The organism is Streptococcus marmotae (assembly GCF_001623565.1).
Taxonomy (GTDB): domain Bacteria; phylum Bacillota; class Bacilli; order Lactobacillales; family Streptococcaceae; genus Streptococcus; species Streptococcus marmotae.
The window spans coordinates 180430-206010 of record NZ_CP015196.1 but is presented as its reverse complement, the minus strand read 5'-3'; the positions used below and the strand labels follow the sequence as shown (position 1 = coordinate 206010).

Genomic DNA, 25581 nt, shown 5'->3' with positions numbered 1-25581 from the left:
TTTTTTAAAATTTAGGCAAAAGCTGTTATAGTGAAAATGAGTCAAGTTACAAAAGGAGGTCAGAAATGAGCATGATTGAAGTCAAAAACATGTCAAAAACGATAAAGGGAAAGCAGGTTTTGCGAGATATTTCCTTTGAGATTGGAGAAGGTGAGTGTGTTGCTCTTATTGGGCCAAACGGTGCTGGAAAGACGACATTGCTATCTTGCTTATTGGGAGATTGGTTTGTGACAAGTGGTAGTATTCGTATTCAGGGGAGTCCAGTTACGGATTCAGTTTTGAAAAAAGTAGTCGGTATTTTGCCACAGGAAAATGCTGTTCCTAGCGACCTCAGGGTCAGCGAATTGATAGCCTTTTTTCAAGCAATTTACCCCAATTCCTTGTCGAATCAGGAAATTGATGCCCTGTTGCGTTTTTCTCCTGAGCAGAAACAGCAGCTAGCTGAGAAATTATCTGGCGGTCAAAAGCGTTTATTGTCCTTTGTATTGGTCTTAATTGGTCGTCCGTCCATTCTCTTTTTAGATGAGCCGACAACGGCTATGGATACATCAACCCGCCAGCGTTTCTGGGAAATTATCCGTGACTTAAAAGAAAAGGGTGTGACCATTGTGTATTCTTCCCATTATATCGAAGAAGTCGAGCATACAGCAGACCGTATTTTAGTTTTACACCAAGGACAGCTTTTGCGGGATACGACTCCTTTTAAAATGCGCTCTGAAGAGCGGGAAAAGCAATTCACTATTCCAAAAGAGTATCGAGCGGTGGTGGAATCGTGGGAGAATACCTATGGCATGGAAGAAAGTCATGATCGTCTCCGTTTTATGACCAAGGAAGCAGATGTAGTCTGGCAAGCGTTACAGGAAGTCAACTGCCCAATCATGGAGATTGAAATGACCAATAAAACCCTACTCAATACCCTGTTTGATACGACCAAGGAGGAAGCATAATGAAAGCTCTATTAAGAATTGAATACCTCTTAACCAAGCGAAATGCCTTTGGATTTATTATGGGAATTGGCATGCCTGTCCTCTTTTTCCTCTTGTTTTCTTCTATGTTTGACTCATCCTATGAAAATGCAGCAGCGTTGACGAGAAATTATTTGCTGACGATGACGGCTTTTAGTATGAGCAGTTTTGGGCTCTATGCTTTTCCATCCATGCTTGATACAGATAAACAGAGTCGCTGGCTTTTGCAGATTCAGCATTCTCCCGTCCCCCTTTCCCAGTATTACCTTGCCAAAGTGCTAAACGTTTTTGTTTCGTTTGTCATCTCGATTATGGTCAATTTTGCAGTTGGGGCAATTTTTCGAGATGTAAGAATGACAACGGAACAGTGGCTGGTGTCTTCCCTCTTATTGCTTGCAACCAGCATGGTTTATTTGGCGATTGGGCTTGCCTTGACACTCTTTAAAAATCGGCAAACGTTGTCTGTTGTTGCCAATCTCTTGTATTTTGTGTTGGCGATTTTTGGTGGTAGTTGGCTGCCCTATGAAGCTCTTCCTGACTGGATGCAGTCGGTAGCTCATTTTACCCCATCTTACTATGCAAATCAACTGGTTCTCCGCTATATCAACGACCATCATCTGCAAGTCACCTCTTTACTAATGGTCTTATTGTATACTATAATAATAACAGGCATAACCCTAGTGCTAAAAAAGAAACAGGAAGTGAGATAAGGTGAGATTACTGCATAAGTTCAAACAAATCCATATCATGTACTATGTATCCTTGCTGTACTTGGTTTTTCCCTTTTATTATTCGCTAAGCGGTGGCTATCCATTTTATATCTTTTGGTTGACGATTTTGTTTATTGTTGCTTATCTTGGTATTGTGATGATGGAACATCCGCTAGTAGTCAACCTCTTTTGGCTCTATCTCTGCTTTTATGTGGTTTTCGTTACCTTTAATGGAAGCCCCAATATTTCTATGTTCAATTTTTTCCTATCGAATATTTTGGTCTGGCGTTTTGGGGACGATAAGCTGATAGGGTTTCGCTATATAAGCTTTTATCTTGTATTCCTCGCCACCCTCTACCCTGTTCTGGCTGATACAGATGTTGCCACACAAATTTTTCTCTTAATTATGGATATGGTCTGCCTAGGGATGTTGTATGCCATGAGGCAGATCATCAAGCAAACAAAGATTGAACAGGAATTAACAGCAAAAAATGCCTCTATCAACCTGCTTTTAGCGGAAAATGAACGCAATCGGATTGGGCAAGATTTACACGATACCTTGGGGCATGTCTTTGCCATGTTGAGTGTCAAGAGTGAGTTAGCCCTAACTCTTATGGAGCATGGAGCCTATGAAAAGGCACAAAAAGAAATACAGGATTTGCGGGATATTGCCAAAAATTCGATGCAGGAAGTCAGAGAGATTGTCCAAGCCGTAAAAGTACACAGTCTTGAAGAAGAGTTGCAGATTTTAGGAAATATGCTTGAGCTGGCAGGGATTGCCTTGACCATCGAGAAAGAAGAAATAGCAATCGGTCGAGAACAAGAAACCGCTTTGACCATGGCCCTGCGTGAATTGGGGAATAACCTTATCAAGCACAGTCAGGCAAGTAGTTGCCGCATTCAGTTGAGTGAAAAAGACGGCTGGGTGCGAGTTTTAGTAGAAGATAACGGGATTGGATTTGAGCAGGTGACGGGTGAGGAATTGCATTCCATTCGTGATCGGTTCATTCGCTATCAAGGCAGGATGGAAATCATTTCTAGCAAACAGCCGACACAAATTCAGCTAGAGATTCCGAAAGGAGACAAAGATGAACATTTTAGTCGCTGAAGACCAAAGCATGTTGCGGGACGCTCTCTGTCAGCTCTTGGAATTACAGGACGGTGTAGCCCAAGTATTTCCAGCGAGAAATGGCTTAGAAGCGCAAGCTATTTTACAAAAGGAAAAAATCGATGTCTCCATTTTAGACATTGAGATGCCTGAGATGACGGGGCTCGATGTCCTTGAATGGGCAAAAGAGGAGCTGCCGAGCTTAAAAGTGATTATGGTGACGACCTTTAAACGGCCAGGCTATTTTGAACGTGCAATTCGAGCAGATGTGGATGCCTATGTACTGAAAGAACGCAGCATTGCTGAGTTGATGCGAACCATTGAACGCGTACTCCAAGGACAAAAAGAGTACTCGCCAGAGTTAATGGAGAGCTTTTTCACTATGAAAAATCCCCTGACTAAACAGGAACAAATCCTACTCCAAAAAGTCGCACAAGGCCTATCCAACAAAGAAATTGCCGACCAAATGTATCTGTCAAACGGAACCATTCGCAACTACATGACCACTATCCTCAGCAAATTAGGTGCCGAAAACCGCACCGAAGCCGCCAACACCGCCAAAGAAAATGGGTGGTTGTAGCAGTCTAGTAGACTGCTACAAGTTGGAAATAACGGAACCGTAGGTTCTGTCTATGCAGTTCAGTGGATTGTTAGAAGTTGAAAATAACGGAACTGTAAGTTCTGTCTATGCAGTCTAGTAGACTGCTACAAGCTGGAAATAAAAGAACTGTAGGTTCTATCAATGTAGCCTTGATCTTATTGGAGGTTGGAAATAAAAGAAGCTTTGCTTTTAACCTTATAATCCGAGGGACTGCTACAAGTTGGGATAGTGAGAAACGTTCTGTCAGTAAAATCTAGGAGGCTGTTACAAATGGATTTTACAATGGTGTTAGCAGTTCTTGCTTTCCCCTACATCTGACATGGCATAGTTTTCAATAGGTGTTGAACAAACTGGGCAAACTTGTTTTTTTAAGGAATATGTGTTATGATTTTAGTTAGGAATGCGTTTTCGTAGTTTGCTTACTAGGAGTTTGGAGGATTGTAATGAGAAATCTGATAATTTTATTAGCTTATTTGGCTGGTTTTGCCTTGCTGGCTCGATTGTTCCCAACAGGATATGCCATTATTCAGCAAGTGTTATGGTGGATATTGCTCATTATGGTAGGTCATCGGCTGTATATAATAGTCAGAGCCTATATTCGCTTTAAGAAAGAAGAGCGATAATCCGTTTCTTCTTTTCAATTGCAATATTGGTCAACTTTTGCTACACTTTTTCTATGGAGAAACTTTATGATGTGCAACAGTTATTAAAGCAATTTGGAATCATCATTTACATGGGAAATCGCTTGTATGATATTGAGATGATGCAAATTGAACTGCAGCGGATTTATGAGGCTGGATTGCTTGACCGAGTGGAGTACATGGAGGCTGAATTGGTCTTAAGACGGGAACATCGTTTGGAATTAAACTATCAAGGGAAAAAGGAGTAGGAAATGTCAACACTTTATGTATTACTATTGTTTGTAGCTGTATTAGGAGCGTGGATGGGCTTCAATTATTGGCGCTTACGTCGAGCAGCCAAGGTCGTTGAAAATTATGAGTTTGCACAGAAAATCTATAGTGGGCAACTGATTGATTTACGTGAGCCAACAGAATACCGCAAAAAACATATCATGGGAGCACGTAATATTCCTTATCAGCAATTAAAGCAAAGCCTTGCTGCCCTTCGTAAAGACAAGCCAGTTTTGCTGTATGAAAATGACCGTGGACAATTTGTGACACAAGCAGCTCTCTATTTGAAAAAGCAAGGATTTAATGATATTTACATTCTGAGCTATGGTTTAAATAGCTGGGATGGAAAAGTGAAAACAAACTAAACTGAATATCGTTGAAAGAGAGCAAGACTGCTCTTTTTGCTTACTTATTAAAGTTGTGTAGATGCACGACAGACGCATGAAGAAAATTTTTCCAAATTATTTCTAATACTCTATAAAAATCAAAATCTGATTATTCCACAATCGAGAATTATGGAAGGCTGAAAATCGAACGAGCTTGGCTCGTCTCCACTGTGCCACTAGTTCTGACTAATGTTAGCTGAGGATTATGACATAATCCTTATTTCCAACCTTCAACAGTCCCCCGGACTGTTGAAGCAAGGTGAGGTAACGACATCAGACTTTGATTTTTGACGAGTATAAAATATGATTTTTTATTCTGAAATATTGAAAAACCAGACCTGTAATTGCCGAAAGAGAAACTTTCATGTAGTATTAAAGGATGAAAAACTAGAGAATTTCTCGAAAATCCTTCGAATTTTTTTAAAATAAGGTTGTCAAAGTAGGCGTTTTGCTGTTTTCACAACTTTTTCAACGAATGATTTTCTTCATGCGTCTGTCGTGGTGTAGATGTTTTTTACAGCTCAGATTGCTAGCAGTTATGCTATAATAAGAACTATGAGAATTATTTCTGGAAATTATGGTGGTAGACCGCTTAAAACCTTGCCAGGTCAGACGACACGTCCGACTTCGGACAAGGTGCGTGGTGCGATGTTTAATATGATTGGTCCCTATTTTGACGGAGGTCGTGTTTTAGATTTGTTTGCAGGAAGCGGAGGCTTGTCCATTGAGGCTATTTCGCGTGGAATGGATCAAGCTGTATTGGTGGAACGAGACCGGCAAGCGCAACTCATCATCGCAGAGAATATTCAGATGACTAAGGAAGCTGAGAAGTTTCAATTATTGAAAATGGAAGCCCAGCAAGCCTTACAAGTGGTGCAAGGTCCCTTTGATGTCGTTTTTTTAGATCCTCCTTACGCGAAGGAAACAATTGTAGAAACCGTTACAGCCTTATGTCAGAAAAATTTACTGGCAGAAGAGGTCATGGTCGTCTGTGAAACGGATAAGCAGGTTGAGCTACCAGAAGAAATTGCTGACTTGGGAGTCTGGAAAGAAAAAAGATATGGAATTAGTAAGGTAACAGTCTATGTCAGATAAAATTGGACTTTTTACAGGGTCATTTGACCCACTGACAAATGGACATCTGGACGTGATTAAACGGGCTAGCCAGCTATTTGATGTCCTGTATGTAGGTGTGTTTGTTAATCCGCATAAAGAAGGTCTGCTTGCTAGTTCAGAGCGAAAACGCTTGATTGAAGAAGTAGTAGCAGATATGCCAACAGTTCAGGTCTTGGTTGCACAAGAGAAATTGGTGGTGGATGTGGCAAGAGAAATTGGTGCGAGTTATTTAGTACGTGGCTTGCGCAATGGGATGGATTTGGAATACGAATCTAGTTTTGATTTTTATAATCGTGAGTTGGCTCCTCAACTAGAAACGATTTATCTCTTGGCCAAGCCAGAATACAAGTTTGTTTCATCTAGTCAGGTCAGGGAATTGTTGCAGTTCCACCAAGACATCCGTCCGTATGTGCCAGAAATAATTAGTAAGGAATTACAAAAGAATGAAAAAAAATAAAAAATTACTTCTGATTCTCTCGATAGTTCTCTCGACTGTCCTTTTATGGGTAGCTGTTTTCTTCCCCTTCCCTACTATGTCGAAAGTCCGGGTGGAGCTTCTGATATTCGAAGTGTCTTGACCGTGGCTGGGAAAAAAGATGACAAACCCGGCTCCTATAATTTTGTCTACATCCAAGTCAAACCTGCTACTGCTGTTCAGCTCTTGTTTGCTGCTCTTGATTCCCATTCGGACATCATTCCCAAGAAAGAATTGGCAGGAGGCGCAAATAGCGAAGAGTTTTACCGGATTAATCAATTCTATATGGAAACTTCCCAAAATATGGCGAAATATCAAGGTTTAAAACTAGCTAAGAAAGACACTTCTTTGGAGTTCTTTGGGGTCTATGTCCTCAATGTGACGGATGATTCGACTTTTAAGCAGATTTTGAATATTGCAGACACCGTTGTGAGTGTGAATGGCAAGACCTTTAAGAGTTCGCCTGAACTCATTGACTATGTCAGTGGTTTAACATTAGGCAGCGATGTTGAGGTTGGTTATCTCAGTTCTGGTAAGGAATTGACCGCCAAAGGAAAAATTATTAGACTCGAAAACGGGAAAAATGGCATTGGAATTGGCCTAGTTGACCATACCGAGGTTAAAAGTAGTGAAAAGATTGATTTCCAAACTGGTAATATCGGTGGTCCGAGTGCAGGTTTAATGTTTACGCTTGCCATTTACACACAGTTAGCTGATCCTGATTTGCGAGACGGACGAGTAATTGCAGGTACTGGAACGATTGAGCAAGACGGTTCTGTCGGTGATATTGGTGGAGCGGATAAGAAGGTCTTGTCTGCTGCAAAAGCTGGGGCAAGTATCTTCTTTGCTCCCAATAATCCTGTTGATCCTGAAATCTTAAAACAAAAACCAGATGCTAAAACGAACTATGAAGAAGCAATGGAAGCTGTGAAAAGAGATAAATTGACTATTCAGGTTGTTCCAGTGACCAATGTCCAGGAAGCGATTGATTATCTGAAAAAAACAAAGGGCCAATAGGCTCTTTTTGTTAGTAGTTCAGAGAATATGAGAATGTTCTGAAATTTCTCTTATTTACCACTAGCCTATCAAAAATTTCTACAATCGTGGTATAATGGTAAGGTTAGTAAGAAAGAGAAAAGGAGGCGTGATGAAAAAAGAAATTGCACCAGAATTATATAATTATAATAAATTTCCTGGACCTAGTTTTGCCCGTGTTGGAGATAAGGTTGTTGCAGAAAGTATTGAGCTAGACCTCTTGGAAGACTACCGTGAAGCCTTTGATCAGACAGCTTTTGGTCAGCGATTTTCCCCTATTATGTTGAAATTTGATTACATTGTGGGAGATTGGGGCAATGAACAGCTCCGCTTGAAAGGCTTTTATAAGGATGACAAGGCTGTAAAATCAGATATAAAAATTAGTCGATTAGATGATTATTTGACAGAATTTTGTAATTTTGGCTGCGCCTATTTTGTTTTAGGGAATAATCAGCCGCAGGAATTAGCGGTAGAAATGGAAGAACGGCCTAACCGCAAGCGCCGCAGTCGGAGCAATCGTAAGAACCAGCGCTCATTTACTGTCAAAGAAAAAAATGAGAAAAATACTCCACGTATACAAAAGCAGCAGAAGCCTGAACGTAGCAAGAAACAAAGCAAGAAAAAGAATCACGGTGAATCACAAGAAGCCAAACGTGGTTTTGTGATTCGCCAAAAGTAGGAGACGTATGAAACAATCAATTTATAGCCTTAGCCGCACTGATTTGATAGACTGGGTTTTAGCACAGGACGAAAAGAAATTTCGTGCTACACAGATTTGGGAATGGCTGTATCGTAAACGTGTCCAGACCTTTGAAGAAATGACCAATCTATCTAAGGAGTTAATAACGAAGCTCAATGAGCAATTTGTTGTGAATCCTCTTAAGCAGCGGATTGTGCAAGAATCAAAAGATGGAACAGTCAAGTATCTGTTTGAATTACCTGATGGTATGTTGATTGAGACTGTTTTAATGCGTCAACACTATGGGCTATCTGTCTGTGTGACGACTCAGGTTGGTTGTAATATTGGCTGTACTTTCTGTGCCTCTGGTTTGATTCGCAAGCAGCGTGATTTGACAAGTGGAGAAATCATGGCACAGATTATGCTGGTTCAGAAATATTTTGATGAGCGCAATCAGGGAGAACGTGTCAGTCATATTGTTGTGATGGGGATTGGTGAGCCATTTGATAACTATGACAATGTCCTCACCTTCTTACGGACGGTGAATGATGATAAGGGAATGGCAATTGGAGCCCGTCATATTACAGTGTCTACCTCTGGATTAGCACCGAAGATCCGTGAATTTGCCCGTGAAGGGGTACAGGTCAACCTAGCTGTTTCGCTCCACGCACCGAATAATGACATTCGTTCTAGTATCATGCGGATTAATCGTAAGTTTCCGATTGAAGTCTTGTTTGAAGCAATCGAAGATTATATCGAGACAACCAATCGTCGTGTGACATTTGAATACATCATGTTGAATGAAGTCAATGACGGTGTGGAACAAGCTCAGGAACTAGCTGATTTGACTAAAAATATTCGCAAGTTGTCCTATGTTAACTTGATTCCCTATAATCCTGTCAGCGAGCATGACCAGTACAGCCGTTCTACGCCAGAAAGAGTAGCTGCTTTTTATGATTGCCTTAAGAAAAATGGTGTCAACTGCGTTGTCCGTCAGGAACATGGTACCGATATTGATGCAGCCTGCGGTCAGCTGCGTTCCAATACGATGAAGAAGGATCGTGAATCGGCCCGCGCCCGTATTGCTGCAGCTAAGGCAAAGGCAGGCATTCAGGCATGAAACAAGTCTTCCAAAAGGATGGAGAATTGACTCCGCTTGGTCGAAAAACCACCTTGTTCTTAGCACGGATTTATGCTCTTGCAATCTGTTGCATGTGCTTTCTGCCACAAAATATTTACCCTCAGTACAAGATGTTTTCTACGCCAGGCATCGTCCAAATTGGTCGACTCTATATTTTGCCAATTCCCTTTAACAGTTTTGTGAATGCTGATAAGCTGGACAGTCTGGCTGATTGGTGGCTGGTTTTACTACAAAATCTGACTAATATTTTTCTACTCTATCCCCTTGTCTTGGCCTTTGTTTTTCTGTTTAAGAAATGGCAGAGCCTTCGAGCGGTCATCTGTTATAGCTTTTGTATCAGCTTGTTCATCGAGTGTACCCAAATATTGCTAGATCTCCTCTTTGATGCGGGACGCGTCTTTGAAGTAGATGATTTGTGGACGAATACCTTAGGAGGCCTACTGGCCTATTTGACCTACCGTATGTGGAAGAAAGCCTTTACAAAAAAATAGCTTTTTTTCTAAAAAGGGGCTTGATAAACCAAAAAGAAATAACGGACGCATTTTAAATCAAGGCAATCATTCTCATGATTTTTATAGAGTATCGGCTTAGAAGAAGTAAAATTCTTGCCATTCGAGCATTAGGAGATAAAAGTAGCTCGAAATAGATTATATAAAAAGAGGCTAAGACAAAAGTGTCCAGCCTCGTTTTTAATATTTGAAGAGTTTTATTCACGTTCTCAGCGTTTTGTAGTGATTTACGTTTGCTTATTTGCTAGCCAATGCTCCCATTGGATCCCATGGTGCAAGAACAATTGGCTCTGCATTGTAGGCTGCAAGCTCTGCCTCTGTTAAGAATTCTTTGCGGACAACGATTTGATAGGTATATTCGTCCATCCAGCTATCGCTTGCAACAAAATATCCCTTATCGCCAACCTTGTCTCCCCAAGAATTTTCAACCTTCCATTTAATGGATTGGCCATTTTCATCAAGATCGACACCCGTTAAGACCATTGCGTGAGTCATCAGACTTTCACCGTAGTCAAGACGACCAGCCTTATCTTGGTGGAGGTCAATTTTCATACTAGAAGCAAAATCATACATGCCATTTGCCATGACACCTGTCTTACGATTGCTAGATTGAGCGACATCAGACCCAAACCAGACCGTTTCACCAGCCTGCATTTGAGCAATAGCAAGGGATTTCAAGCGATCCATTTCCACGTTAAGATAGCGTACAGGTCGGCTGCCCACTACGTTTCCGAGCATTTCAACGGTATAAGACTTGCCATACGGTTTGTCAGCAGTCGGTGCGTTGATGATGGAGACGTAATCATCCAGTTGAATATCCACATATTTTTTGTAAAATTCCTGCGGAGTTAAGCCTGTTTCGCTATGGTAGTGATTGTCCTTATCTCGGTAGGCAAAATCAAAGGTACGAGGTGGTAAGCCAAGCGACATGGCAAGAAAGTTAAAGATTTCTTGCAAGAGTTCTTCTTTTTTTGTCTGAATAGCTTCTTGAGTTTGGCCTGCTGTCACCAAATCACGTAAAATTTGGGCATCCTGGCGTAGCAATTTATTGAGGACAGCATTGAGTTCACGGCTGTTGCTGGAAGAGATGGATTCTGGATAGACTGATTTTGGCACAACTCCGTATTTTTCAAAGAGAGATACGACCATGTCCCATTGACCACCGTCTTGTTGAGGAACATCTAAGAGGAATTTGACCTTGCGGCTGGTTAATGCTTGATCAGCTGTCGCTAAAATTTGTTCTAAAAACCAGTTGGATTTCTCATATTTATCCCAAAAGAAGGTATGGGCTTGAGAGAGTTCAAAATCTTCCAATTGGAAACCAGCGATCATTTTGTGGCGGAAGGTATTGAGAGCGGCAAACATCCAGCAGCGACCGGAAGCCTTTTGGTTGCTGACCTTGTCTTTGGTTAAATCAATGGAAAAAACAGGGGTATTTTCGACACTGCTGCTGCGTTTTTCAAGAGAAGCATAGATACCATTGTGGGTTACTGCATTTTCCGTAGCTGCAAAGTGCTGATTGGCTTCGTAATCAGCAAAAAATCGATCGGTTAATGATTGATGTAATGAATTCATAAGATTCTCCTTTTCTATTAAGACCTATTATAGACCTTTTTTGAAAATCTTCAAGCGTAGACCAAAAGAGTAAAAGAAGAAAATTTGGTTGAGCCCTACTATTTTTAGTCCTTAGTTGATGCATTTCGTGCTAATAATAGCTGAAATTCATTTAATGTTAAAAATAGCTAGTTTATCTATAACTAGTTATTTTTTTACTATAAAAATAGAGTAGACTAAGTAAATCAAATAGGATGTTTCTCAGTAAATGAGATGAACAGTAATAAAAAATAGGAGTTGATGTCTGAAGTATTTAAGACAGTAGTAAAAGAAGCTAACTTTGATTTTTATGAGTAGAACAATAAAATAAGAGAGGCCAGAGAAAAAATCTGACTTCTCTTATTAGAAGTGGATGACTACCACCCATAGTTTGGTTCCTCGCAAGTAAGCATTGCGGACAAGAGTTCTTCAGGAGTAATAACCTTAAGTCCTCCATATACGGCGTCTTGGACGTTTGGAGAAGGATCAAGGTAGTATAGTAAAGAGATGTCTTGACCATCGGCAGTCTCTAAGTAACCGATACCGATGACATTGTGTTCTCCCGGCTTTCCGGGATAGACTTTGGAGCTATCAAAGGTATAGTACAAAGGGTATCCATCTTTTATATTTGTTCGTACTCGGTCTTTGAATTTTTTCATATCTTCAGAATCACTAGTGAAGGTAGTCACGGTTTCTAAGCGATATCCTGCTTGTTTTTCGGCAGGAGTTTCGTATCCAAATAGATGTCGATTGAGAATTCGAATTGCGTCTCGGTTATGCGTTCCGAAAGGTTCGGCGGTTCCCATTTCTGTAGCTAATTGGAACTGGTCAACTTGTATCCCACGGGAGGCTAGCATCATGCTAACAGTTGTTGGAGCGCAATAGTTTGAAACTTGCTGAATCTGTGGTGTGACTTGTAGAAGGTGTTTTTTAGCAATGGTAGATTCAGATTGACGAGAACGGTTCTCTTCTTTTTCCTGTTTCGTTGTTTCTTTATTTGTTGAGATCGAACTAGTAGACGTAGTACTTGACAGACTGGAAGAGCTTGTAGACTTCGAAGAAGTTGTAGCTACTGAAGAGTGTTGGCTGGATGACTTACTGTTAGTTGGGGTTGCTTGACAGGCTACTAGGAAAAGGATTGATCCCAGTAAAAACGATAGCAGAGAATAGTGTTTTTTCATAGTGAACCTCCTATAAAATAGTTTCTTTTATCATAACATAAAAAGCAAGAGGCTGGACAAAAATCCCTAACATCAGTATTTTTGAAGAGTATAAAACGTTGATAAAGCAACATTCTAGTAGAAGAGCCTAGCGAACTAGCCCTATTTCCAATCTTTCACAATTCTCAATTGCAAGGAGCGAGCTGTGCACATTCTATTTCCAGCCTTCCACAATTCTCAATTGTGGAAGCTAGTCAACCTGTGGGGTATTAACAAGTCCAGTGGACTGTTAATACTTGAGCCAAGAAATGAGAAAGCGAAATTAACAAAATCGATTTCTACGAAATCACGATTGAGTTCTCCTTGCTTTAACTTATTTCCAAAAATCATCGAAAATAGTAATGGGAAGATGGCGTTTGTGCTCTGTTTTTTTCCACCAATTCTCGATGATGGCTTGGGCTTCTGGCTCAATTACTTTACCTTCTAGGTAGTCGTCAATCTTATCGTAGGTCACTCCAAGTGCTACTTCATCTGTCAATCCAGGTCTTTCTTCTTCCAAATCCGCTATGGGAATTTTTTCGTAGAGGGAGCGGTCGGCTCCAAGTTCTGCCAAGAGGGCTCTTCCTTGGCGTTTATTGAGACGGAAAAGTGGGAGGATATCTGCACCCCCATCACCAAATTTGGTGAAGAAACCAGTAATATTTTCAGCGGCATGGTCTGTTCCAATTACAGCACCCTGGTAACTTCCTGCCAGGGCATATTGGGCAATCATGCGACTGCGGGCCTTGATATTTCCTTTATGAAAGTCAGATACGGTGCTCTCTGTCGCTTGAACGGCTGTTGTCATCGCATCAACACTTTCTTTGATATTCACAACAAGGCCCACATCAGGTTTGATAAAGGAGAGAGCTGCTTGGGCATCGTCCTCATCTGCTTGAATGCCGTATGGAAGACGGACAGCGATGAATTGATAACGTTCATCTCCCGTCTCTGCTCGCATTTCCTCCATTGCAAGCTGAGCCAATCGGCCAGCGAGCGTGGAATCTTGACCACCAGAAATCCCCAAAACATAGCTCTTTAAAAACGAGTGTTTTTTGAGGTAATCCTTTAAAAAATCAATTGATTTACGGATTTCTTCTTGCGGATTGATGGTGGGCTTGACGCCTAATTGCTTGATAATTGTTTCTTGTAGGCTCATTCTTGGCCTCCTTGATAGGCTTTTTGCCGCATTTGGTCAATCAAATCCATCTTATCTTGCCAAACGTCTCGTGCTAAGTCCACTGGATAGTGCTGTGGATTTAACACACGCTTATACTCATCCCATAATTTCTCAAATTCCTTACGTGCATACGCATGAATATCCATCAAATCAGGCAACTCATACACCAGCCTTCCTTGGTCAAAAATATCTACCAAGAGTGGCACCGCCTCAAAATTACGGACGGTCTTTTTTATATAGGTATAGGTTGGATGGAACATTTCCAATTCCTTCATTTGAGAGACATCTACACCTGCATAAGTAATATAGTCTCCTTCAGATTTGCCTTTTTCACAACTGGTAATCCGCCACACTTGTTTTTTACCTGGTGTCGAAACTTTTTCAGCATTGTTGGACAGCTTGATGGTGTTACGCATTCCACTGTTCTCATCTTCAATCGCCACAATCTTATAAACGGCTCCTAGAGCTGGTTGGTCAAAGGCTGTAATTAATTTGGTCCCAACGCCCCAGACATCAATTTTTGCCTTTTGCATTTTCAAATTGAGAATGGTATGCTCATCCAAATCATTGGAAGCATAAATTTTTGCATCAGGGAAACCTGCATCATCCAACTGTTGACGGACTTTCTTAGAAATATAGGCAATATCTCCCGAATCAATCCGAACACCAAGGAAGTTAATCTTATCGCCCATTTCACGAGCAACCCGAATGGCAGCTGGGACACCTAGTTTAAAAGTGTCATAAGTATCCACTAGAAAAACACAATTCTTATGAGTCTTGGCATAGGCCTTAAAGGCCTCATAATCATTGCCATAAACTTGCACCAAGGCATGGGCATGCGTTCCTAACACAGGAATTCCAAAGCGTTTCCCAGCCCGAACATTGCTGGTAGCATTAGCCCCACCAATCACTGCCGCGCGTGTGCCCCAGATAGCAGCATCCATTTCTTGGGCACGTCTCGTGCCAAACTCCATCAAGGGCTCGTCATCTCCAATAACCGAGCGGATGCGCGCAGCCTTGCTGGCAATCAAGGTTTGAAAGTTGACAATGTTGAGCAAAGCTGTTTCTACCAATTGGCATTGGGCTAAGGGACCTTCGACTTGCACCAAGGGTTCATTGGCAAAGACCAAATCCCCTTCTTTGGCAGACCGAACAGTCAACTCTAATTTGAAATCTGCTAAATAGCTCAAAAAATCTTCGTCGTAGCCTAACGAACGCAGGTAAGTTATATCACTCTCTGAAAAATGCAAGTCCTTGAGATAATCAACAATCCGCTCCAAACCTGCAAATACAGCATAGCCACTCTTGAAGGGATTATTCCTAAAATACAATTCAAAAACAGCTTTTTTCTGGTGAATTTTTTCCTTAAAATACACCTGCATCATATTGATTTGATACAAATCCGTATGCAGGGTCAAACTATCGTCAGAATAAATGTTCATCTTATTCTCCTCCTGTCACTATAGTATAGCATAAAAAACAGTCCTGCGGACTGTTTTTCCCTCGCCTAGAAACAGAAGAGCGAGGCCAGTTGAAGTGGACTGTTTTTTCACGAGTTTAGAAATAGGCTAGCGAGTAACGTCCTGCGGACAGTTTTTCCCTTGCCTAGAAACGGAAGAGCGAGGCCAGTTGAAGTGGACTGTTTTTTTACGAGCCAAGAAACCAGAGCGCGAGTTAGGTCCAGTGGACTGTTTTTCACGAGTCTATTAAATTCTCAGTAGTAATAGGAACAAGCTACCTGTTTCATTTTAACGAGGTAGTAGTAGCTATGAGTAAGAGGATAGTGAACAATTGAAATCAGCCCTAAGACGGATGCCAAGAGAGTGTATATGGGGTATACTGTCTGTAATCCTAAATATTTTTCATAATCTCCGAAAACAACTAGTCAAGACGGCTAGTTGTTTTTTGTGTCACACGAAATAGTGACAGACAAAATGAAACAGAATCGTCCCAATTCTAGTCTTTTCACGTCCTTTTTGGTATAATAAAGAACGGAAAATACAAAAAAGTTTGCATCTTGTTGTGCTGAATATGGATTAAGCATGGTGTAAAAAAGAGACATGGCTATTCTAACTTTAGCTAGTTACAATCTTGCCTCCCTTTAGGGATAAATCTTCCTAGAGTTTGCTAACTCTTCGTCAGATTTCCTAATTTTTTCGTAGCTGTTGCGAGCTTGCTCGTTTTATAGATACGGATGCCCTAAGGGTACACTGTGCGCTTTAAATGCCCTCATATCTTGTTGAATTGAATTCGGGCTACAACTCGCTGACAAAAAGATAAATCTCATTGGTTGCAAGACAACCGCTTCGATTTCCTATTTTGTCTAGGAGTTGTTTGACGCCCTCGTATTTTGTTTAATTGAATTCGAGCTAAGCACTGGGTGAAAAAGATAAATCTTCCTAGAGTTTGCTAACTCTTCGTCATGTTTTCTAATTTTTCCGTAGCTGTTATGAGCTTGCTCGCTTTACAGATACGGATGCCCTAAGGGTACACTGTGTATTTTTAACGCCCTCATATCTTGTTTAATTGAATTCGGGCTACAACTCGCTGGCAAAAAGATAAATCTCATTGGTTGCAAGACAACCTGCTTCGATTTCCTATTTTGTCTAGGAGTTGTTTGACGCTCTCGTATCTTAGTGAATTGAATTCGGGCTAAAAGCTCGGAAAATAGATAAACATTCCTAGAAGTTCTGCTTCTTCGTCATGTTTCCTAATTTTCATTCGCTTTTTTAACGCCCTCATATCTTGTTTAATTGAATTCGGGCTAAAAGCTCGGAAAATAGATAAACATTCCTAGAAGTTCTGCTTCTTCGTCATGTTTCCTAATTTTCATTCGCTTTTTTAACGCCCTCATATCTTGTTTAATTGAATTCGAGCTAAGCACTAGGTGAAAAAGATAAATCTTCCTAGAGTTTACGAACTCTTCGTCAGATTTCCTATTTTCACTGTGCGCTTTAAACGCTCTCATATCTTAGTGAAAGGAGTTTTATGCCAGATTATTTGTCGGTGTCATCGTTGACCAAGTATTTGAAGTTGAAGTTTGACCGAGATCCGTATTTAGAGCGGGTTTATTTGACGGGGCAGGTGTCTAATTTTCGTAAGCGACCGAGTCACCAGTATTTTTCGCTGAAGGATGAAAAGGCAGTGATTCAGGCAACTGTTTGGGCAGGTGTTTATAAATCGCTAGGATTTGAGTTAGAAGAAGGCATGAAGATTAATGTCGTTGGCCGGGTTCAGTTGTATGAGCCGAGTGGTAGTTACTCCATTATCATCGAAAAGGCTGAACCAGACGGAATTGGTGCTCTTGCTATTCAGTTTGAGCAATTAAAAAAGAAATTGGGGGACGAGGGGCTTTTTCAAGACAAATTCAAGCAAGCCATTCCGCAATTTGCAAGAAAAATTGGAGTGGTGACCAGTCCTAGTGGAGCAGTCATTCGAGATATTATTACGACGGTTAGCCGGCGTTTCCCAGGTCGCGAGATCGTCTTATATCCCACCAAGGTGCAGGGAGATGGTGCAGCGATCGAGATTGCTCAAAATATCCGTAGGGCGAATGAGCGAGATGACCTTGACGTTCTGATTATTGGGCGTGGAGGGGGTTCTATTGAGGATTTGTGGGCTTTTAATGAAGAAGAAGTTGTCCGAGCCATTTTTGAATCACGAATTCCGATTATCTCAAGTGTGGGCCATGAAACAGATACAACCTTGGCAGATTTTGTAGCAGATAGGCGTGCAGCAACCCCAACAGCAGCAGCGGAATTGGCAACACCTGTAACCAAATTGGATCTGTTATCTCATCTCAAACAGCAGGAAAATCGGATGAGTAAAGCTATGGGAAATCGGTTGGTCTATCATCGTGAGCGGTTAGAGAAATTAGTTCACTCAGTGATATTTCGACAGCCAGAACGGCTGTATGATGCCTACTTACAAAAATTAGATCAGTTACAATTGCGCATGCGACAATCGATGTTCGACTATAAAAATAGAGGGGAAAAGCAGAGTCAAGTATTAACTCAGCGCTTGCTTGCATGCTCGCCAGCTCAGAAAATTGCCCTCTATCAGGAAAAATTAGTCCAGCAGAAACGATTGTTACGGAGCAACACGGCTGTCATCTATGATCAGAAAGTCTCAGACGTTAAGCGCTTGGCAAACAGTCTGTTACTGCTGGATACCAGTCGGATTGTGGCACGAGGTTACGCACTGCTAGAGCAGAATGGTCGAGTCATTGATAGTGTTCATAAAGTGAAAAAAGAGGAAAATGTGACGATTCAGCTACGAGATGGTCACTTAGAAGTTGAGGTAAAGGATGTCAAAACAAAAGAAATTTGAGGAAAATTTGGCAGATTTGGAGCAGATTGTCACACGTTTGGAAAGTGGAGATGTGGCACTGGAGGATGCGATTGCTGAATTTCAAAAAGGGATGAAACTCTCCAAAGAACTGCAAGAAACACTCCAACAAGCAGAAAAGACCTTGGTGAAGGTCATGCAAGCAGACGGAACAGAAACGGATATGGAATGAAGCAAGTGGAACAATTAAAGTGGCTTGAGCAGGTTATCTTGGACTTTTATGCTACAAAGCCAGTCGCCCCTCAGTTAGTAGAAACCATTCTTTACTCCGTTCAGGCAGGTGGCAAGCGTCTGCGTCCTCTATTGCTCTTGGAGTTGCTAGAGGGATTTGGGATTAGGCTGACCGATGCCCATGTGCAGGTGGCTGCTGCCCTTGAGATGATCCATACAGGGAGCTTAATTCACGATGATTTACCAGCTATGGATAATGACGATTATCGCAGAGGGCGCTTGACGAGCCACAAAAAATTTGGGGAGGACATGGCCATTTTAGCTGGAGATAGCCTCTTTTTGGACGCTTATGCTTTGGTGGCAATGGCAGAGCTACCTAGTCAGATTCGGATAGAACTGATTGCGGCCTTGTCTAAGGCAGCTGGAACCTTTGGCATGGTTGGTGGACAAGTCCTTGATATGGAAGGAGAGAAACGGCAGTTAAATCTTGCAGAATTGCAAGCGATTCATGCCCATAAGACGGGAAAACTCCTCGCCTATCCCTTTGTAGCTACAGGGGTGATGCTGGAAGCAGATAGTCAACTAAAATCTCTCTTACAAGAAACAGGGGAATGGCTTGGACTTGCTTTTCAGGTGCGGGATGATATTTTAGATGTGACGGCTAGTTTTGAAGAACTGGGCAAAACCCCCAACAAGGATCTTGTAGCAGATAAAGCAACCTATCCAGCCCTTCTTGGTTTAGAAGAAGCAAAGGATTTCTTAGAGATGAGCTTGGACAAGGTAGAAGAATGCCTGCAAGACTTGGAGAAGAAAACCAGCTTTCAGGCAGAAAAGATTCGAAAGATAGTAGAAAGTTTACGATTACATGGCTAAGGAAAGAGTAGATGTATTGGCTTATAAACAGGGGCTTTTTGATACACGAGAGCAAGCCAAACGCGGTGTCATGGCAGGCTTAGTCATCTCTGTTGTAAATGGGGAACGCTATGATAAGCCAGGTGAAAAGATTGATGACAGCACCGAGTTAAAGTTAAAAGGGGAGAAGCTGAAATACGTTAGCCGTGGCGGACTCAAGTTGGAGAAAGCCTTGCAGGTATTTGGCTTATCGGTTGTGGATAAAACGACCCTTGACATCGGAGCTTCAACTGGCGGATTTACTGACGTCATGTTGCAAAGTGGTGCTAGCCTGGTCTATGCTGTGGATGTTGGAACCAATCAATTGGCTTGGAAAATCCGACAAGATGAGCGAGTTGTTAGCATGGAGCAGTTTAATTTCCGCTATGCAACCGCTAATGATTTTGAAAAAACACCCCAATTTGCGAGTATTGATGTCAGTTTTATCTCACTCAGTCTGATTTTACCAGCTTTGGCAACGATTTTAGCGGATGAGGGTGACGTTGTTGCTTTGATTAAGCCGCAATTTGAGGCGGGACGAGAACAGATTGGGAAAAACGGAATTATCAAGGACAAGACCGTTCATCGTATGGTCTTGGACAAGGTGACAAAGTCCGCCGTAGAGTTTGGTTTTTCAGTCAAAGCTCTTGATTTTTCACCGATTCAAGGCGGTCATGGAAATGTGGAATTTTTAGCCCATTTGAAAAAGGAAAGCCCAGCTGTCAATCAGGTGTTTTCCGTGATTGAAACCATTGTAGAACAAGCACATAAGGAATTGATAGATGAGAAAAAAAGAACGCCTAGAGAAAATTAGAAAATTTGTGACGGATTTTGAGATTGGAACGCAAGAAGAAATTGTAGAACATTTGAAGGATTCGGGAATTCGAGCTACACAGGCAACGGTTTCACGAGATATTAAGGAATTAGGAATTGTCAAAATTCCTTTAAAAGACAATACCTATATCTATGAGTTGCCCAAATCTGTGTCTGGTCGGATGAAGCTAGCAGAGAACAACATTTTATCATCAGAGTGCATGGGGCAGATGATTACGCTCAATCTGGTGCCAGGAAGTACGGCCTTTGTGAAAAATCAGATCGTCGAAGCACTCTCTGACCTTATTTTTAGCATTTTAGCAGATGATGATACGATTTTAATCATCTTACGCGATCCAAGTCAGGCACAGGATGTCTTAGAAACAATAAAAAATTGGTAGGTTGCCATGTTACTTGAAATTTCCATTAAAAATTTTGCCATCATTGAGGAAATTTCCCTTAATTTTGAGCAAGGAATGACAGTCCTTACAGGAGAAACAGGGGCTGGAAAGTCGATTATTATCGATGCCATGAATATGATGCTGGGAAGTCGGGCTACGACGGATGTCATTCGCCATGGGATGCCCAAGGCTGAGATAGAAGGTCTGTTTTCGGTTGAGCAAAGCCGAAGTTTACGAGCCCTTTTAGAAGAACAGGGATTAGAAGTGTCAGATGAGCTGATTATTCGGCGTGAGATACTGCAAAATGGTCGTAGTATCAGCCGCATCAATGGTCAGTTGGTCAATTTATCGGTCCTCAAAGCTGTTGGTCAGCACCTAGTGGATATTCACGGCCAGCATGATCAAGAGGAGCTGATGCGTCCACAGCACCATATTGCCATGCTTGATGAATTTGGGGACGAGGCCTTTTTCCAATTAAAGGCGGACTACAAGGCTGCGTTTGATGCATATAAAACCTTGCGCAAGCAAGTGTTGACCATTCAGAAGAACCAAGAGGAAAATAAGGCCCGTATTGAGATGCTGGAATACCAGATAGCAGAGATTGAGGCTGCAGGTCTTCAAGCTGGCGAGGACACGGAACTAAGCAAAGAGCGGGAAAAGTTACTTAACCATAAGCAGATTGCCGATACGCTGGCAAATGCCTATGCAATGCTAGACAATGAAGATTTTTCCAGTCTGACCAATGTCCGTTCTGCCATGCATGATTTGGAGTCCATTGAGGAGTTTGATGCTAGTTATAAGGAACTAGCTGGCAGTCTCTCAGAATCCTACTATGTCTTAGAAGAGGTCACCAAGCGTTTGGAAGGGATTATTGACGGACTGGATTTTGATGGCAATCGCTTGATGCAGGTTGAAGGGCGGTTGGATTTGCTGTATAGTATTAGCCGTAAGTACGGAGGCACGGTTGATGATGTCTTAGACTATTTGGAGCAAATTAGCAAAGAATACCAACTCCTAACAGGAACGGATGTCTCCTCTGAGCATCTTGAAAGTGAATTAAAAAAACGTGAAAAAGAATTGATTCGCTTGGCTGGAGAATTAGCTACTGCTCGTCATCTCTTGGCAGAAGGCTTGGAGCAAGAAATCAAGCAGGAGTTGAAAGACCTCTATATGGAGAAGGCTGATTTTCAGGTTCGCTTTAGCAAGGCTAAATTTGGTCGTGAGGGAAATGAACAGGTTGAATTTTATATTTCAACAAATCCTGGTGAGGATTTTAAACCCTTGGTTAAGGTGGCTAGTGGAGGAGAATTGTCTCGCTTGATGTTGGCGATTAAATCTGCTTTCTCACGCAAGGAAGGTAAGACCAGTATCGTCTTTGATGAGGTGGACACAGGAGTGTCTGGCCGTGTCGCCCAAGCCATTGCCCAGAAAATTTACAAAATTGGGAGCCATGGGCAGGTTCTTGCCATTTCCCACTTGCCACAAGTCATTGCCATTGCAGATTATCAGTTCTTTATTGAAAAAATCAGCGATGACCACTCAACGGTATCCCGTGTCCGTCTCTTGACGATTGAGGAACGAATTGAGGAAGTAGCCAAGATGTTGGCGGGTGAAAATGTGACAGAAGCCGCGCTCACTCAGGCAAAGGAGCTCTTAAAGAAAGGGTAGGAATAAAGATGCCTAACTATTTTGTCATCGGAGATGTCCATGGAAAAGCTGGTATGCTGGAGTTGGTCCTCCAGCATTGGAATGAACAGGACCAGTTGATCTTGTTAGGAGATTTAATTGACCGCGGGGAAAATAGCCGAGCGGTGCTGGAACGTGTTAAGCATTTGGTGGATAGCAAAGGTGCTATTTGCTTGTCTGGTAATCATGAATACATGTTTCTTGCCTGGTTAGACAATCCAGAAGAGCGTTATAATCATTACAAACGAAATGGTGGGGATACGACCATTAACTCGCTCTTAGGCCGTCCCTTGGATGCTCCAGTAGACGGTGTGTTGGATGCTGAGCGGGTCAGGAATGAAGCAGGGGACTTGGTTGCTTTTATCCGACAAATGCTCTTTCATGTGGAGACTGAGCAGCTGATTTTTGTTCATGCTGGTCTTGATTTGACCTTGGACAATTGGCAAGATACGACTGATTATCAAAAGGTCTGGCTGCGAGCCCCTTTCCATGAAGCGGAAAATAAAACTGGAAAAGGGATTGTTTTTGGACATACTCCGACTACTTATCTGACTGGAGAGCCGATGGAGAGTTCCAAATTATGGAAGACCGCTGATGGAAAGATTGGGATGGATGGCGGTGCTGTTTATGGCGGTGTTTTGCATGGAATTCTCTTTACAGACGGTCAGATTGCCCAGCACTATGCCATTCCAAATGACGGTTTTGTCGCCAGTGATGATTAGAAAATGATACGTTTTTACTGAAAGAATGTTCCGCTAGGAGCATTTTTTCTATCTCTTGTCGATAGCTGAAAATGGAAAAATTTGGTATAATTGAGGGAATAAATGTGAAGGAATAGGAAGAGATATGAGTACGATAAAAATTGTCACAGATTCTAGTACAACAATGGAACCAGCACTAGTCGAAGAATTAGGCATTACAGTTGTTCCCCTATCTGTTATGGTGGACGGCGTTGTCTATTCAGATAGCGACCTAGAAGAAGGACAGTTTCTTCAATTGATGCGAGACAGTAAAAGTTTACCGAAGACCAGTCAGCCTCCGGTAGGAGTTTTTGCTGAAACCTTTGCCAGACTTGCTGCAGACGGAAGTCAGATTATTGCGATTCTTCTATCACACGCCCTATCAGGGACAGTAGAAGCAGCTCGTCAAGGGGCGACTTTGTCAGGTGTTGATGTAACAGTTATTGATTCTAGTTTCACCGATCAGGCAGCAAAATTCCAAGTAATGACAGCGGCACGTTTGGCTAAAGATGGTGCTAGTAAAGAGGAGATTCTTACTGCAGTAGAAGAAGTTCGACAAAAAACAGAGCTATATATTGGGATTTCAACCTTGGAAAATCTCGTCAAAGGTGGTCGGATTGGTCGCGTGACGGGTTTACTGAGCTCGCTTCTCAATATTCGTGTGATTATGGAGATGGTCGATCATCAGTTGCATCCTATTACCAAAGGAAGAGGAGCGAAAACGTTCAAAAAGTGGCTAGATGAATTTGTTGCGACCTTGGGGACGAAAAAGGTAGCAGAAATTGGTATTTCTTATGCAGGGGCGCCTGATTTTGCTCAGGAAATGAAGGCAGTCTTACAGCCATTCGTGCAGTCGGAAATTTCTGTTTTAGAAACAGGATCCATCATACAAACTCATACAGGAGAGGATGCCTGGGCCGTTTTAGTACATTATGAATAGTAGAGCATTTTTACATCATTTATTATTCTTTTTTCTCAGTTTGCTGGGATTTCTCTTTTTCTTCCAGTTTTTGATTTCACCTGCTACCTCACGTCTTGGAGAAGGACAGAGTCAATCAGGAGAGTTGACAGCCTTCCATTATGTGGCACTGGGTGATTCGCTGACGCAAGGTGTGGGAGATAAGACTGGTCAAGGCGGGTTTGTTCCACTTGTAGCTCAGAGTCTGGGAAACCAATACGGCTATCAAGTCTCTTATGATAATTACGGCGTTTCCGGCAATACTAGCCAGCAGATTCTAAAGCGGATGGAGGAGAAGGAGATTGTAGATAGCTTATCTAAGGCTAATCTGATGACCCTAACAGTTGGGGGAAATGACCTGCGTAGAACCATTTTAGAGCATCTTACGCAATTAGATGTTTCTATTTTTGATGAGGCAGCAAAGGACTACAGTAAACGCTTGGTCAAGATTATTGACACGGCAAGGGCGGATAATCCTCACTTACCAATCTACGTCATTGGTATTTATAATCCTTTCTATCTCAATTTCCCTGATTTGACAGAAATGCAGGCGATTGTGGACAATTGGAATCAGACGACAAAAGACACGGTGGAATCTATGGAATCAGTTTATTTTGTTCCCATCAATGACTTGCTCTACAAGGGCTTAGATGGGGAAAAAGGAATTAGCCAGTCGCCTAATTCGTCTAGTCAGGTCGTCAATAATCTACTTGCTGAAGAAGATCGTTTTCACCCTAACAATACAGGGTATGAAATTATGAACAAGGCAGTTATGGAGGCTATTCGTGAGACAAAAAAACACTGGAAAAATCAATAAGTGGAAATGGGCCTTTCTTCTTTTGGTCTCTGCTCTACTTGCTTTGGGAATAGTTGTAGTAGAACGAACGACAACAAATCGAGAAGCAACTAGCCATTTAGCTACACCGATAACTTCTAAGCAAGATCAGAAAATAGGAACCTTTACTACTGATAAAGAACAACTGAACACCGTTCTGGCTACTTATTTGAAGGATTATCAAACAGATACATTTTCCTACACAGTAACAGCTACTAGTCAATTTCTTTTATTTGAAGGGACCTATAAGGTTTGGGGCTTGACTATTCCACTTTATATCTACTTTCAGCCCAATAAATTGAATGACGGCAGTATTCTATTGACCGTATCCGAAATATCTGCTGGAACCTTGTCCTTGCCAAAGGAAGAAATTCTAGCCTATCTTAAAAATCAATCCCAATTACCAGAATTTGTGGAGATTGATTCCAAGAAAGCAACGGTGATTATTCATCTTGCGGAAATTGAAAACGATCAGAAGCTATACGTCAAGGCCAACACGATTGATTTTTACAATAATCAGCTCATTTTTGATATTTATAGAAAAAGCTAATAAATCGTACGAAAAGCTTGACCAAATGGATAAAATTAGGTACTATATTAGGGTGAGTAATAACTCAGAAAATTAATTGGAGGACTTAGCGAAATGGCTAATAAACAAGATTTGATTGCAAAAGTTGCAGAAGCAACTTCATTGACAAAGAAAGATTCAGCAGCAGCAGTAGATGCAGTATTTGCAGCAGTAGCTGACTACCTTGCAGCAGGTGAAAAAGTTCAATTGATTGGTTTCGGTAACTTTGAAGTTCGTGAGCGTGCAGCACGTAAAGGTCGCAACCCACAAACTGGTAAAGAAATCACAATTGCAGCTTCTAAAGTTCCGGCATTCAAAGCTGGTAAAGCTCTTAAAGACGCTGTTAAATAAGACGGCAAGACAGAAATCGTTGATTTCGTAGTCGCACCTCTGTCAAAACAACTAGAACTTTCACAGGCGTAGCCGAAGAAAGTTCAGATGTTGACGACGCATGCCTTTATAAAGCCTATTGTATCAACGTTTCTATGTGGTATAGTAGGCTTTTTTTGTATTTTGGGGCATAAAAGGGACGAATCCGTTTTCGAGTATGAGGATAAAAAACA

28 protein-coding genes are annotated in these 25581 nt (G+C 41.7%); 24 read left to right on the top strand and 4 right to left on the bottom strand.

Features of this window, described 5'->3' with window-relative positions; translation table 11 throughout:
* The first annotated feature begins 65 nt into the window (after nt 1-65).
* From A4H00_RS01015 to A4H00_RS00955, 13 genes are all read left to right on the top strand, one after another.
* A complete protein-coding gene (locus A4H00_RS01015; protein WP_067086256.1) occupies nt 66-947 on the top strand; it encodes an ABC transporter ATP-binding protein in 882 nt (293 codons plus the stop codon).
* Nucleotides 947-1675, top strand: coding sequence for an ABC transporter permease (locus tag A4H00_RS01010; protein ID WP_067086254.1), 729 nt, complete (start codon nt 947-949; stop codon nt 1673-1675). The genes A4H00_RS01015 and A4H00_RS01010 overlap by 1 nt, the downstream gene beginning before the upstream one ends.
* A gap of 1 nt (nt 1676) precedes the next feature.
* Nucleotides 1677-2783 carry a sensor histidine kinase gene (locus tag A4H00_RS01005; protein ID WP_067086245.1) on the top strand — a complete coding sequence of 369 codons (1107 nt, stop codon included), beginning with the start codon at nt 1677-1679 and terminating at the stop codon, nt 2781-2783.
* Complete coding sequence (locus tag A4H00_RS01000) at nt 2764-3363, top strand: response regulator transcription factor (RefSeq protein WP_067086239.1); 600 nt, start codon at nt 2764-2766, stop codon at nt 3361-3363. Before A4H00_RS01005 ends, A4H00_RS01000 begins: the two co-directional genes overlap by 20 nt.
* Before the next feature lie 464 nt (nt 3364-3827).
* Nucleotides 3828-4007: a hypothetical protein gene (locus A4H00_RS00995; RefSeq protein WP_067086237.1), complete on the top strand. Its 180-nt coding sequence runs from the start codon at nt 3828-3830 to the stop codon at nt 4005-4007.
* A 53-nt stretch (nt 4008-4060) separates the two neighbouring features.
* A complete protein-coding gene (locus A4H00_RS00990; RefSeq protein ID WP_067091343.1) occupies nt 4061-4273 on the top strand; it encodes a YqgQ family protein in 213 nt (70 codons plus the stop codon).
* 3 nt (nt 4274-4276) lie between these two features.
* Nucleotides 4277-4660, top strand: coding sequence for a rhodanese-like domain-containing protein (locus A4H00_RS00985; protein ID WP_067086235.1), 384 nt, complete (start codon nt 4277-4279; stop codon nt 4658-4660).
* A gap of 576 nt (nt 4661-5236) precedes the next feature.
* Nucleotides 5237-5776: a 16S rRNA (guanine(966)-N(2))-methyltransferase RsmD gene (rsmD, locus tag A4H00_RS00980; protein ID WP_067086230.1), complete on the top strand. Its 540-nt coding sequence runs from the start codon at nt 5237-5239 to the stop codon at nt 5774-5776.
* Complete coding sequence (gene coaD / locus A4H00_RS00975) at nt 5766-6254, top strand: pantetheine-phosphate adenylyltransferase (protein WP_067086227.1); 489 nt, start codon at nt 5766-5768, stop codon at nt 6252-6254. The genes rsmD and coaD overlap by 11 nt, the downstream gene beginning before the upstream one ends.
* A 45-nt stretch (nt 6255-6299) precedes the next feature.
* The gene (locus A4H00_RS00970; RefSeq protein WP_157770963.1) at nt 6300-7289 is read left to right on the top strand and encodes a SepM family pheromone-processing serine protease; all 990 of its coding nucleotides are present in this window, start codon (nt 6300-6302) and stop codon (nt 7287-7289) included.
* Between the two features lie 130 nt (nt 7290-7419).
* Nucleotides 7420-7986, top strand: a complete 567-nt coding sequence (locus tag A4H00_RS00965) for a YutD family protein (RefSeq protein ID WP_067086225.1) — start codon at nt 7420-7422, stop codon at nt 7984-7986.
* A gap of 7 nt (nt 7987-7993) precedes the next feature.
* The gene (rlmN, locus tag A4H00_RS00960) at nt 7994-9106 is read left to right on the top strand and encodes a dual-specificity RNA methyltransferase RlmN (RefSeq protein WP_067086221.1); all 1113 of its coding nucleotides are present in this window, start codon (nt 7994-7996) and stop codon (nt 9104-9106) included.
* On the top strand, nt 9103-9618 hold the full coding sequence (locus A4H00_RS00955) for a VanZ family protein (protein ID WP_067086220.1): 516 nt from the start codon (nt 9103-9105) through the stop codon (nt 9616-9618). The genes rlmN and A4H00_RS00955 overlap by 4 nt, the downstream gene beginning before the upstream one ends.
* Before the next feature lie 255 nt (nt 9619-9873).
* Here the strand turns inward: A4H00_RS00955 and pepC are convergent, their stop codons facing one another.
* The 4 genes from pepC to A4H00_RS00935 form a co-directional block, all read right to left on the bottom strand.
* The gene (gene pepC / locus A4H00_RS00950) at nt 9874-11211 is read right to left on the bottom strand and encodes an aminopeptidase C (protein WP_067086217.1); all 1338 of its coding nucleotides are present in this window, start codon (nt 11209-11211) and stop codon (nt 9874-9876) included.
* A gap of 395 nt (nt 11212-11606) precedes the next feature.
* Entirely contained in the window at nt 11607-12410 is an 804-nt protein-coding gene (locus A4H00_RS00945; protein ID WP_067086214.1) for a C39 family peptidase, read from the bottom strand.
* A 352-nt stretch (nt 12411-12762) separates the two neighbouring features.
* On the bottom strand, nt 12763-13587 hold the full coding sequence (gene nadE / locus A4H00_RS00940) for an ammonia-dependent NAD(+) synthetase (RefSeq protein ID WP_067086211.1): 825 nt from the start codon (nt 13585-13587) through the stop codon (nt 12763-12765).
* Nucleotides 13584-15044 (bottom strand): nicotinate phosphoribosyltransferase, encoded by a 1461-nt coding sequence (locus tag A4H00_RS00935; RefSeq protein WP_067091339.1) that lies wholly within the window; start codon nt 15042-15044, stop codon nt 13584-13586. Before A4H00_RS00935 ends, nadE begins: the two co-directional genes overlap by 4 nt.
* Before the next feature lie 1552 nt (nt 15045-16596).
* Here A4H00_RS00935 and xseA point away from each other — a divergent pair.
* From xseA to A4H00_RS00880, 11 genes are all read left to right on the top strand, one after another.
* Complete coding sequence (gene xseA, locus A4H00_RS00930) at nt 16597-17937, top strand: exodeoxyribonuclease VII large subunit (RefSeq protein WP_067086208.1); 1341 nt, start codon at nt 16597-16599, stop codon at nt 17935-17937.
* The gene (locus A4H00_RS00925; protein WP_067086202.1) at nt 17915-18127 is read left to right on the top strand and encodes an exodeoxyribonuclease VII small subunit; all 213 of its coding nucleotides are present in this window, start codon (nt 17915-17917) and stop codon (nt 18125-18127) included. Before xseA ends, A4H00_RS00925 begins: the two co-directional genes overlap by 23 nt.
* On the top strand, nt 18124-18999 hold the full coding sequence (locus tag A4H00_RS00920) for a polyprenyl synthetase family protein (RefSeq protein WP_067086199.1): 876 nt from the start codon (nt 18124-18126) through the stop codon (nt 18997-18999). Before A4H00_RS00925 ends, A4H00_RS00920 begins: the two co-directional genes overlap by 4 nt.
* Nucleotides 18992-19831 carry a TlyA family RNA methyltransferase gene (locus A4H00_RS00915; protein WP_067086196.1) on the top strand — a complete coding sequence of 280 codons (840 nt, stop codon included), beginning with the start codon at nt 18992-18994 and terminating at the stop codon, nt 19829-19831. The genes A4H00_RS00920 and A4H00_RS00915 overlap by 8 nt, the downstream gene beginning before the upstream one ends.
* On the top strand, nt 19800-20231 hold the full coding sequence (locus A4H00_RS00910) for an arginine repressor (RefSeq protein ID WP_067086193.1): 432 nt from the start codon (nt 19800-19802) through the stop codon (nt 20229-20231). Before A4H00_RS00915 ends, A4H00_RS00910 begins: the two co-directional genes overlap by 32 nt.
* Nucleotides 20232-20237: 6 nt before the next feature.
* Nucleotides 20238-21899 carry a DNA repair protein RecN gene (gene recN, locus A4H00_RS00905; protein WP_067086190.1) on the top strand — a complete coding sequence of 554 codons (1662 nt, stop codon included), beginning with the start codon at nt 20238-20240 and terminating at the stop codon, nt 21897-21899.
* Nucleotides 21900-21907: 8 nt separating this feature from the next.
* The gene (locus A4H00_RS00900; RefSeq protein ID WP_067086188.1) at nt 21908-22639 is read left to right on the top strand and encodes a metallophosphoesterase; all 732 of its coding nucleotides are present in this window, start codon (nt 21908-21910) and stop codon (nt 22637-22639) included.
* A 124-nt stretch (nt 22640-22763) separates the two neighbouring features.
* Entirely contained in the window at nt 22764-23597 is an 834-nt protein-coding gene (locus A4H00_RS00895) for a DegV family protein (RefSeq protein ID WP_067086186.1), read from the top strand.
* A complete protein-coding gene (locus A4H00_RS00890; RefSeq protein ID WP_067086185.1) occupies nt 23590-24432 on the top strand; it encodes an SGNH/GDSL hydrolase family protein in 843 nt (280 codons plus the stop codon). Before A4H00_RS00895 ends, A4H00_RS00890 begins: the two co-directional genes overlap by 8 nt.
* Nucleotides 24401-25000, top strand: coding sequence for a YpmS family protein (locus tag A4H00_RS00885; protein ID WP_067086183.1), 600 nt, complete (start codon nt 24401-24403; stop codon nt 24998-25000). The genes A4H00_RS00890 and A4H00_RS00885 overlap by 32 nt, the downstream gene beginning before the upstream one ends.
* A gap of 93 nt (nt 25001-25093) precedes the next feature.
* Nucleotides 25094-25369 (top strand): HU family DNA-binding protein, encoded by a 276-nt coding sequence (locus A4H00_RS00880; RefSeq protein ID WP_067086181.1) that lies wholly within the window; start codon nt 25094-25096, stop codon nt 25367-25369.
* Nucleotides 25370-25581: the final 212 nt, after the last annotated feature.

What these genes read in the sequence shown, in the direction of transcription:
- A4H00_RS01015 (WP_067086256.1), top strand. Translation starts at nt 66, where the DNA reads ATGAGCATGATTGAAGTCAAAAACATGTCAAAAACGATAAAGGGAAAG.
- A4H00_RS01010 (WP_067086254.1), top strand. Translation starts at nt 947, where the DNA reads ATGAAAGCTCTATTAAGAATTGAATACCTCTTAACCAAGCGAAATGCC.
- A4H00_RS01000 (WP_067086239.1), top strand. Translation starts at nt 2,764, where the DNA reads ATGAACATTTTAGTCGCTGAAGACCAAAGCATGTTGCGGGACGCTCTC.
- A4H00_RS00995 (WP_067086237.1), top strand. Translation starts at nt 3,828, where the DNA reads ATGAGAAATCTGATAATTTTATTAGCTTATTTGGCTGGTTTTGCCTTG.
- A4H00_RS00990 (WP_067091343.1), top strand. Translation starts at nt 4,061, where the DNA reads ATGGAGAAACTTTATGATGTGCAACAGTTATTAAAGCAATTTGGAATC.
- A4H00_RS00985 (WP_067086235.1), top strand. Translation starts at nt 4,277, where the DNA reads ATGTCAACACTTTATGTATTACTATTGTTTGTAGCTGTATTAGGAGCG.
- rsmD (WP_067086230.1), top strand. Translation starts at nt 5,237, where the DNA reads ATGAGAATTATTTCTGGAAATTATGGTGGTAGACCGCTTAAAACCTTG.
- coaD (WP_067086227.1), top strand. Translation starts at nt 5,766, where the DNA reads ATGTCAGATAAAATTGGACTTTTTACAGGGTCATTTGACCCACTGACA.
- A4H00_RS00970 (WP_157770963.1), top strand. Translation starts at nt 6,300, where the DNA reads ATGGGTAGCTGTTTTCTTCCCCTTCCCTACTATGTCGAAAGTCCGGGT.
- A4H00_RS00965 (WP_067086225.1), top strand. Translation starts at nt 7,420, where the DNA reads ATGAAAAAAGAAATTGCACCAGAATTATATAATTATAATAAATTTCCT.
- rlmN (WP_067086221.1), top strand. Translation starts at nt 7,994, where the DNA reads ATGAAACAATCAATTTATAGCCTTAGCCGCACTGATTTGATAGACTGG.
- A4H00_RS00955 (WP_067086220.1), top strand. Translation starts at nt 9,103, where the DNA reads ATGAAACAAGTCTTCCAAAAGGATGGAGAATTGACTCCGCTTGGTCGA.
- pepC (WP_067086217.1), bottom strand. Translation starts at nt 11,211, where the DNA reads ATGAATTCATTACATCAATCATTAACCGATCGATTTTTTGCTGATTAC.
- A4H00_RS00945 (WP_067086214.1), bottom strand. Translation starts at nt 12,410, where the DNA reads ATGAAAAAACACTATTCTCTGCTATCGTTTTTACTGGGATCAATCCTT.
- nadE (WP_067086211.1), bottom strand. Translation starts at nt 13,587, where the DNA reads ATGAGCCTACAAGAAACAATTATCAAGCAATTAGGCGTCAAGCCCACC.
- xseA (WP_067086208.1), top strand. Translation starts at nt 16,597, where the DNA reads ATGCCAGATTATTTGTCGGTGTCATCGTTGACCAAGTATTTGAAGTTG.
- A4H00_RS00925 (WP_067086202.1), top strand. Translation starts at nt 17,915, where the DNA reads ATGTCAAAACAAAAGAAATTTGAGGAAAATTTGGCAGATTTGGAGCAG.
- A4H00_RS00920 (WP_067086199.1), top strand. Translation starts at nt 18,124, where the DNA reads ATGAAGCAAGTGGAACAATTAAAGTGGCTTGAGCAGGTTATCTTGGAC.
- A4H00_RS00915 (WP_067086196.1), top strand. Translation starts at nt 18,992, where the DNA reads ATGGCTAAGGAAAGAGTAGATGTATTGGCTTATAAACAGGGGCTTTTT.
- A4H00_RS00910 (WP_067086193.1), top strand. Translation starts at nt 19,800, where the DNA reads ATGAGAAAAAAAGAACGCCTAGAGAAAATTAGAAAATTTGTGACGGAT.
- recN (WP_067086190.1), top strand. Translation starts at nt 20,238, where the DNA reads ATGTTACTTGAAATTTCCATTAAAAATTTTGCCATCATTGAGGAAATT.
- A4H00_RS00900 (WP_067086188.1), top strand. Translation starts at nt 21,908, where the DNA reads ATGCCTAACTATTTTGTCATCGGAGATGTCCATGGAAAAGCTGGTATG.
- A4H00_RS00895 (WP_067086186.1), top strand. Translation starts at nt 22,764, where the DNA reads ATGAGTACGATAAAAATTGTCACAGATTCTAGTACAACAATGGAACCA.
- A4H00_RS00890 (WP_067086185.1), top strand. Translation starts at nt 23,590, where the DNA reads ATGAATAGTAGAGCATTTTTACATCATTTATTATTCTTTTTTCTCAGT.
- A4H00_RS00880 (WP_067086181.1), top strand. Translation starts at nt 25,094, where the DNA reads ATGGCTAATAAACAAGATTTGATTGCAAAAGTTGCAGAAGCAACTTCA.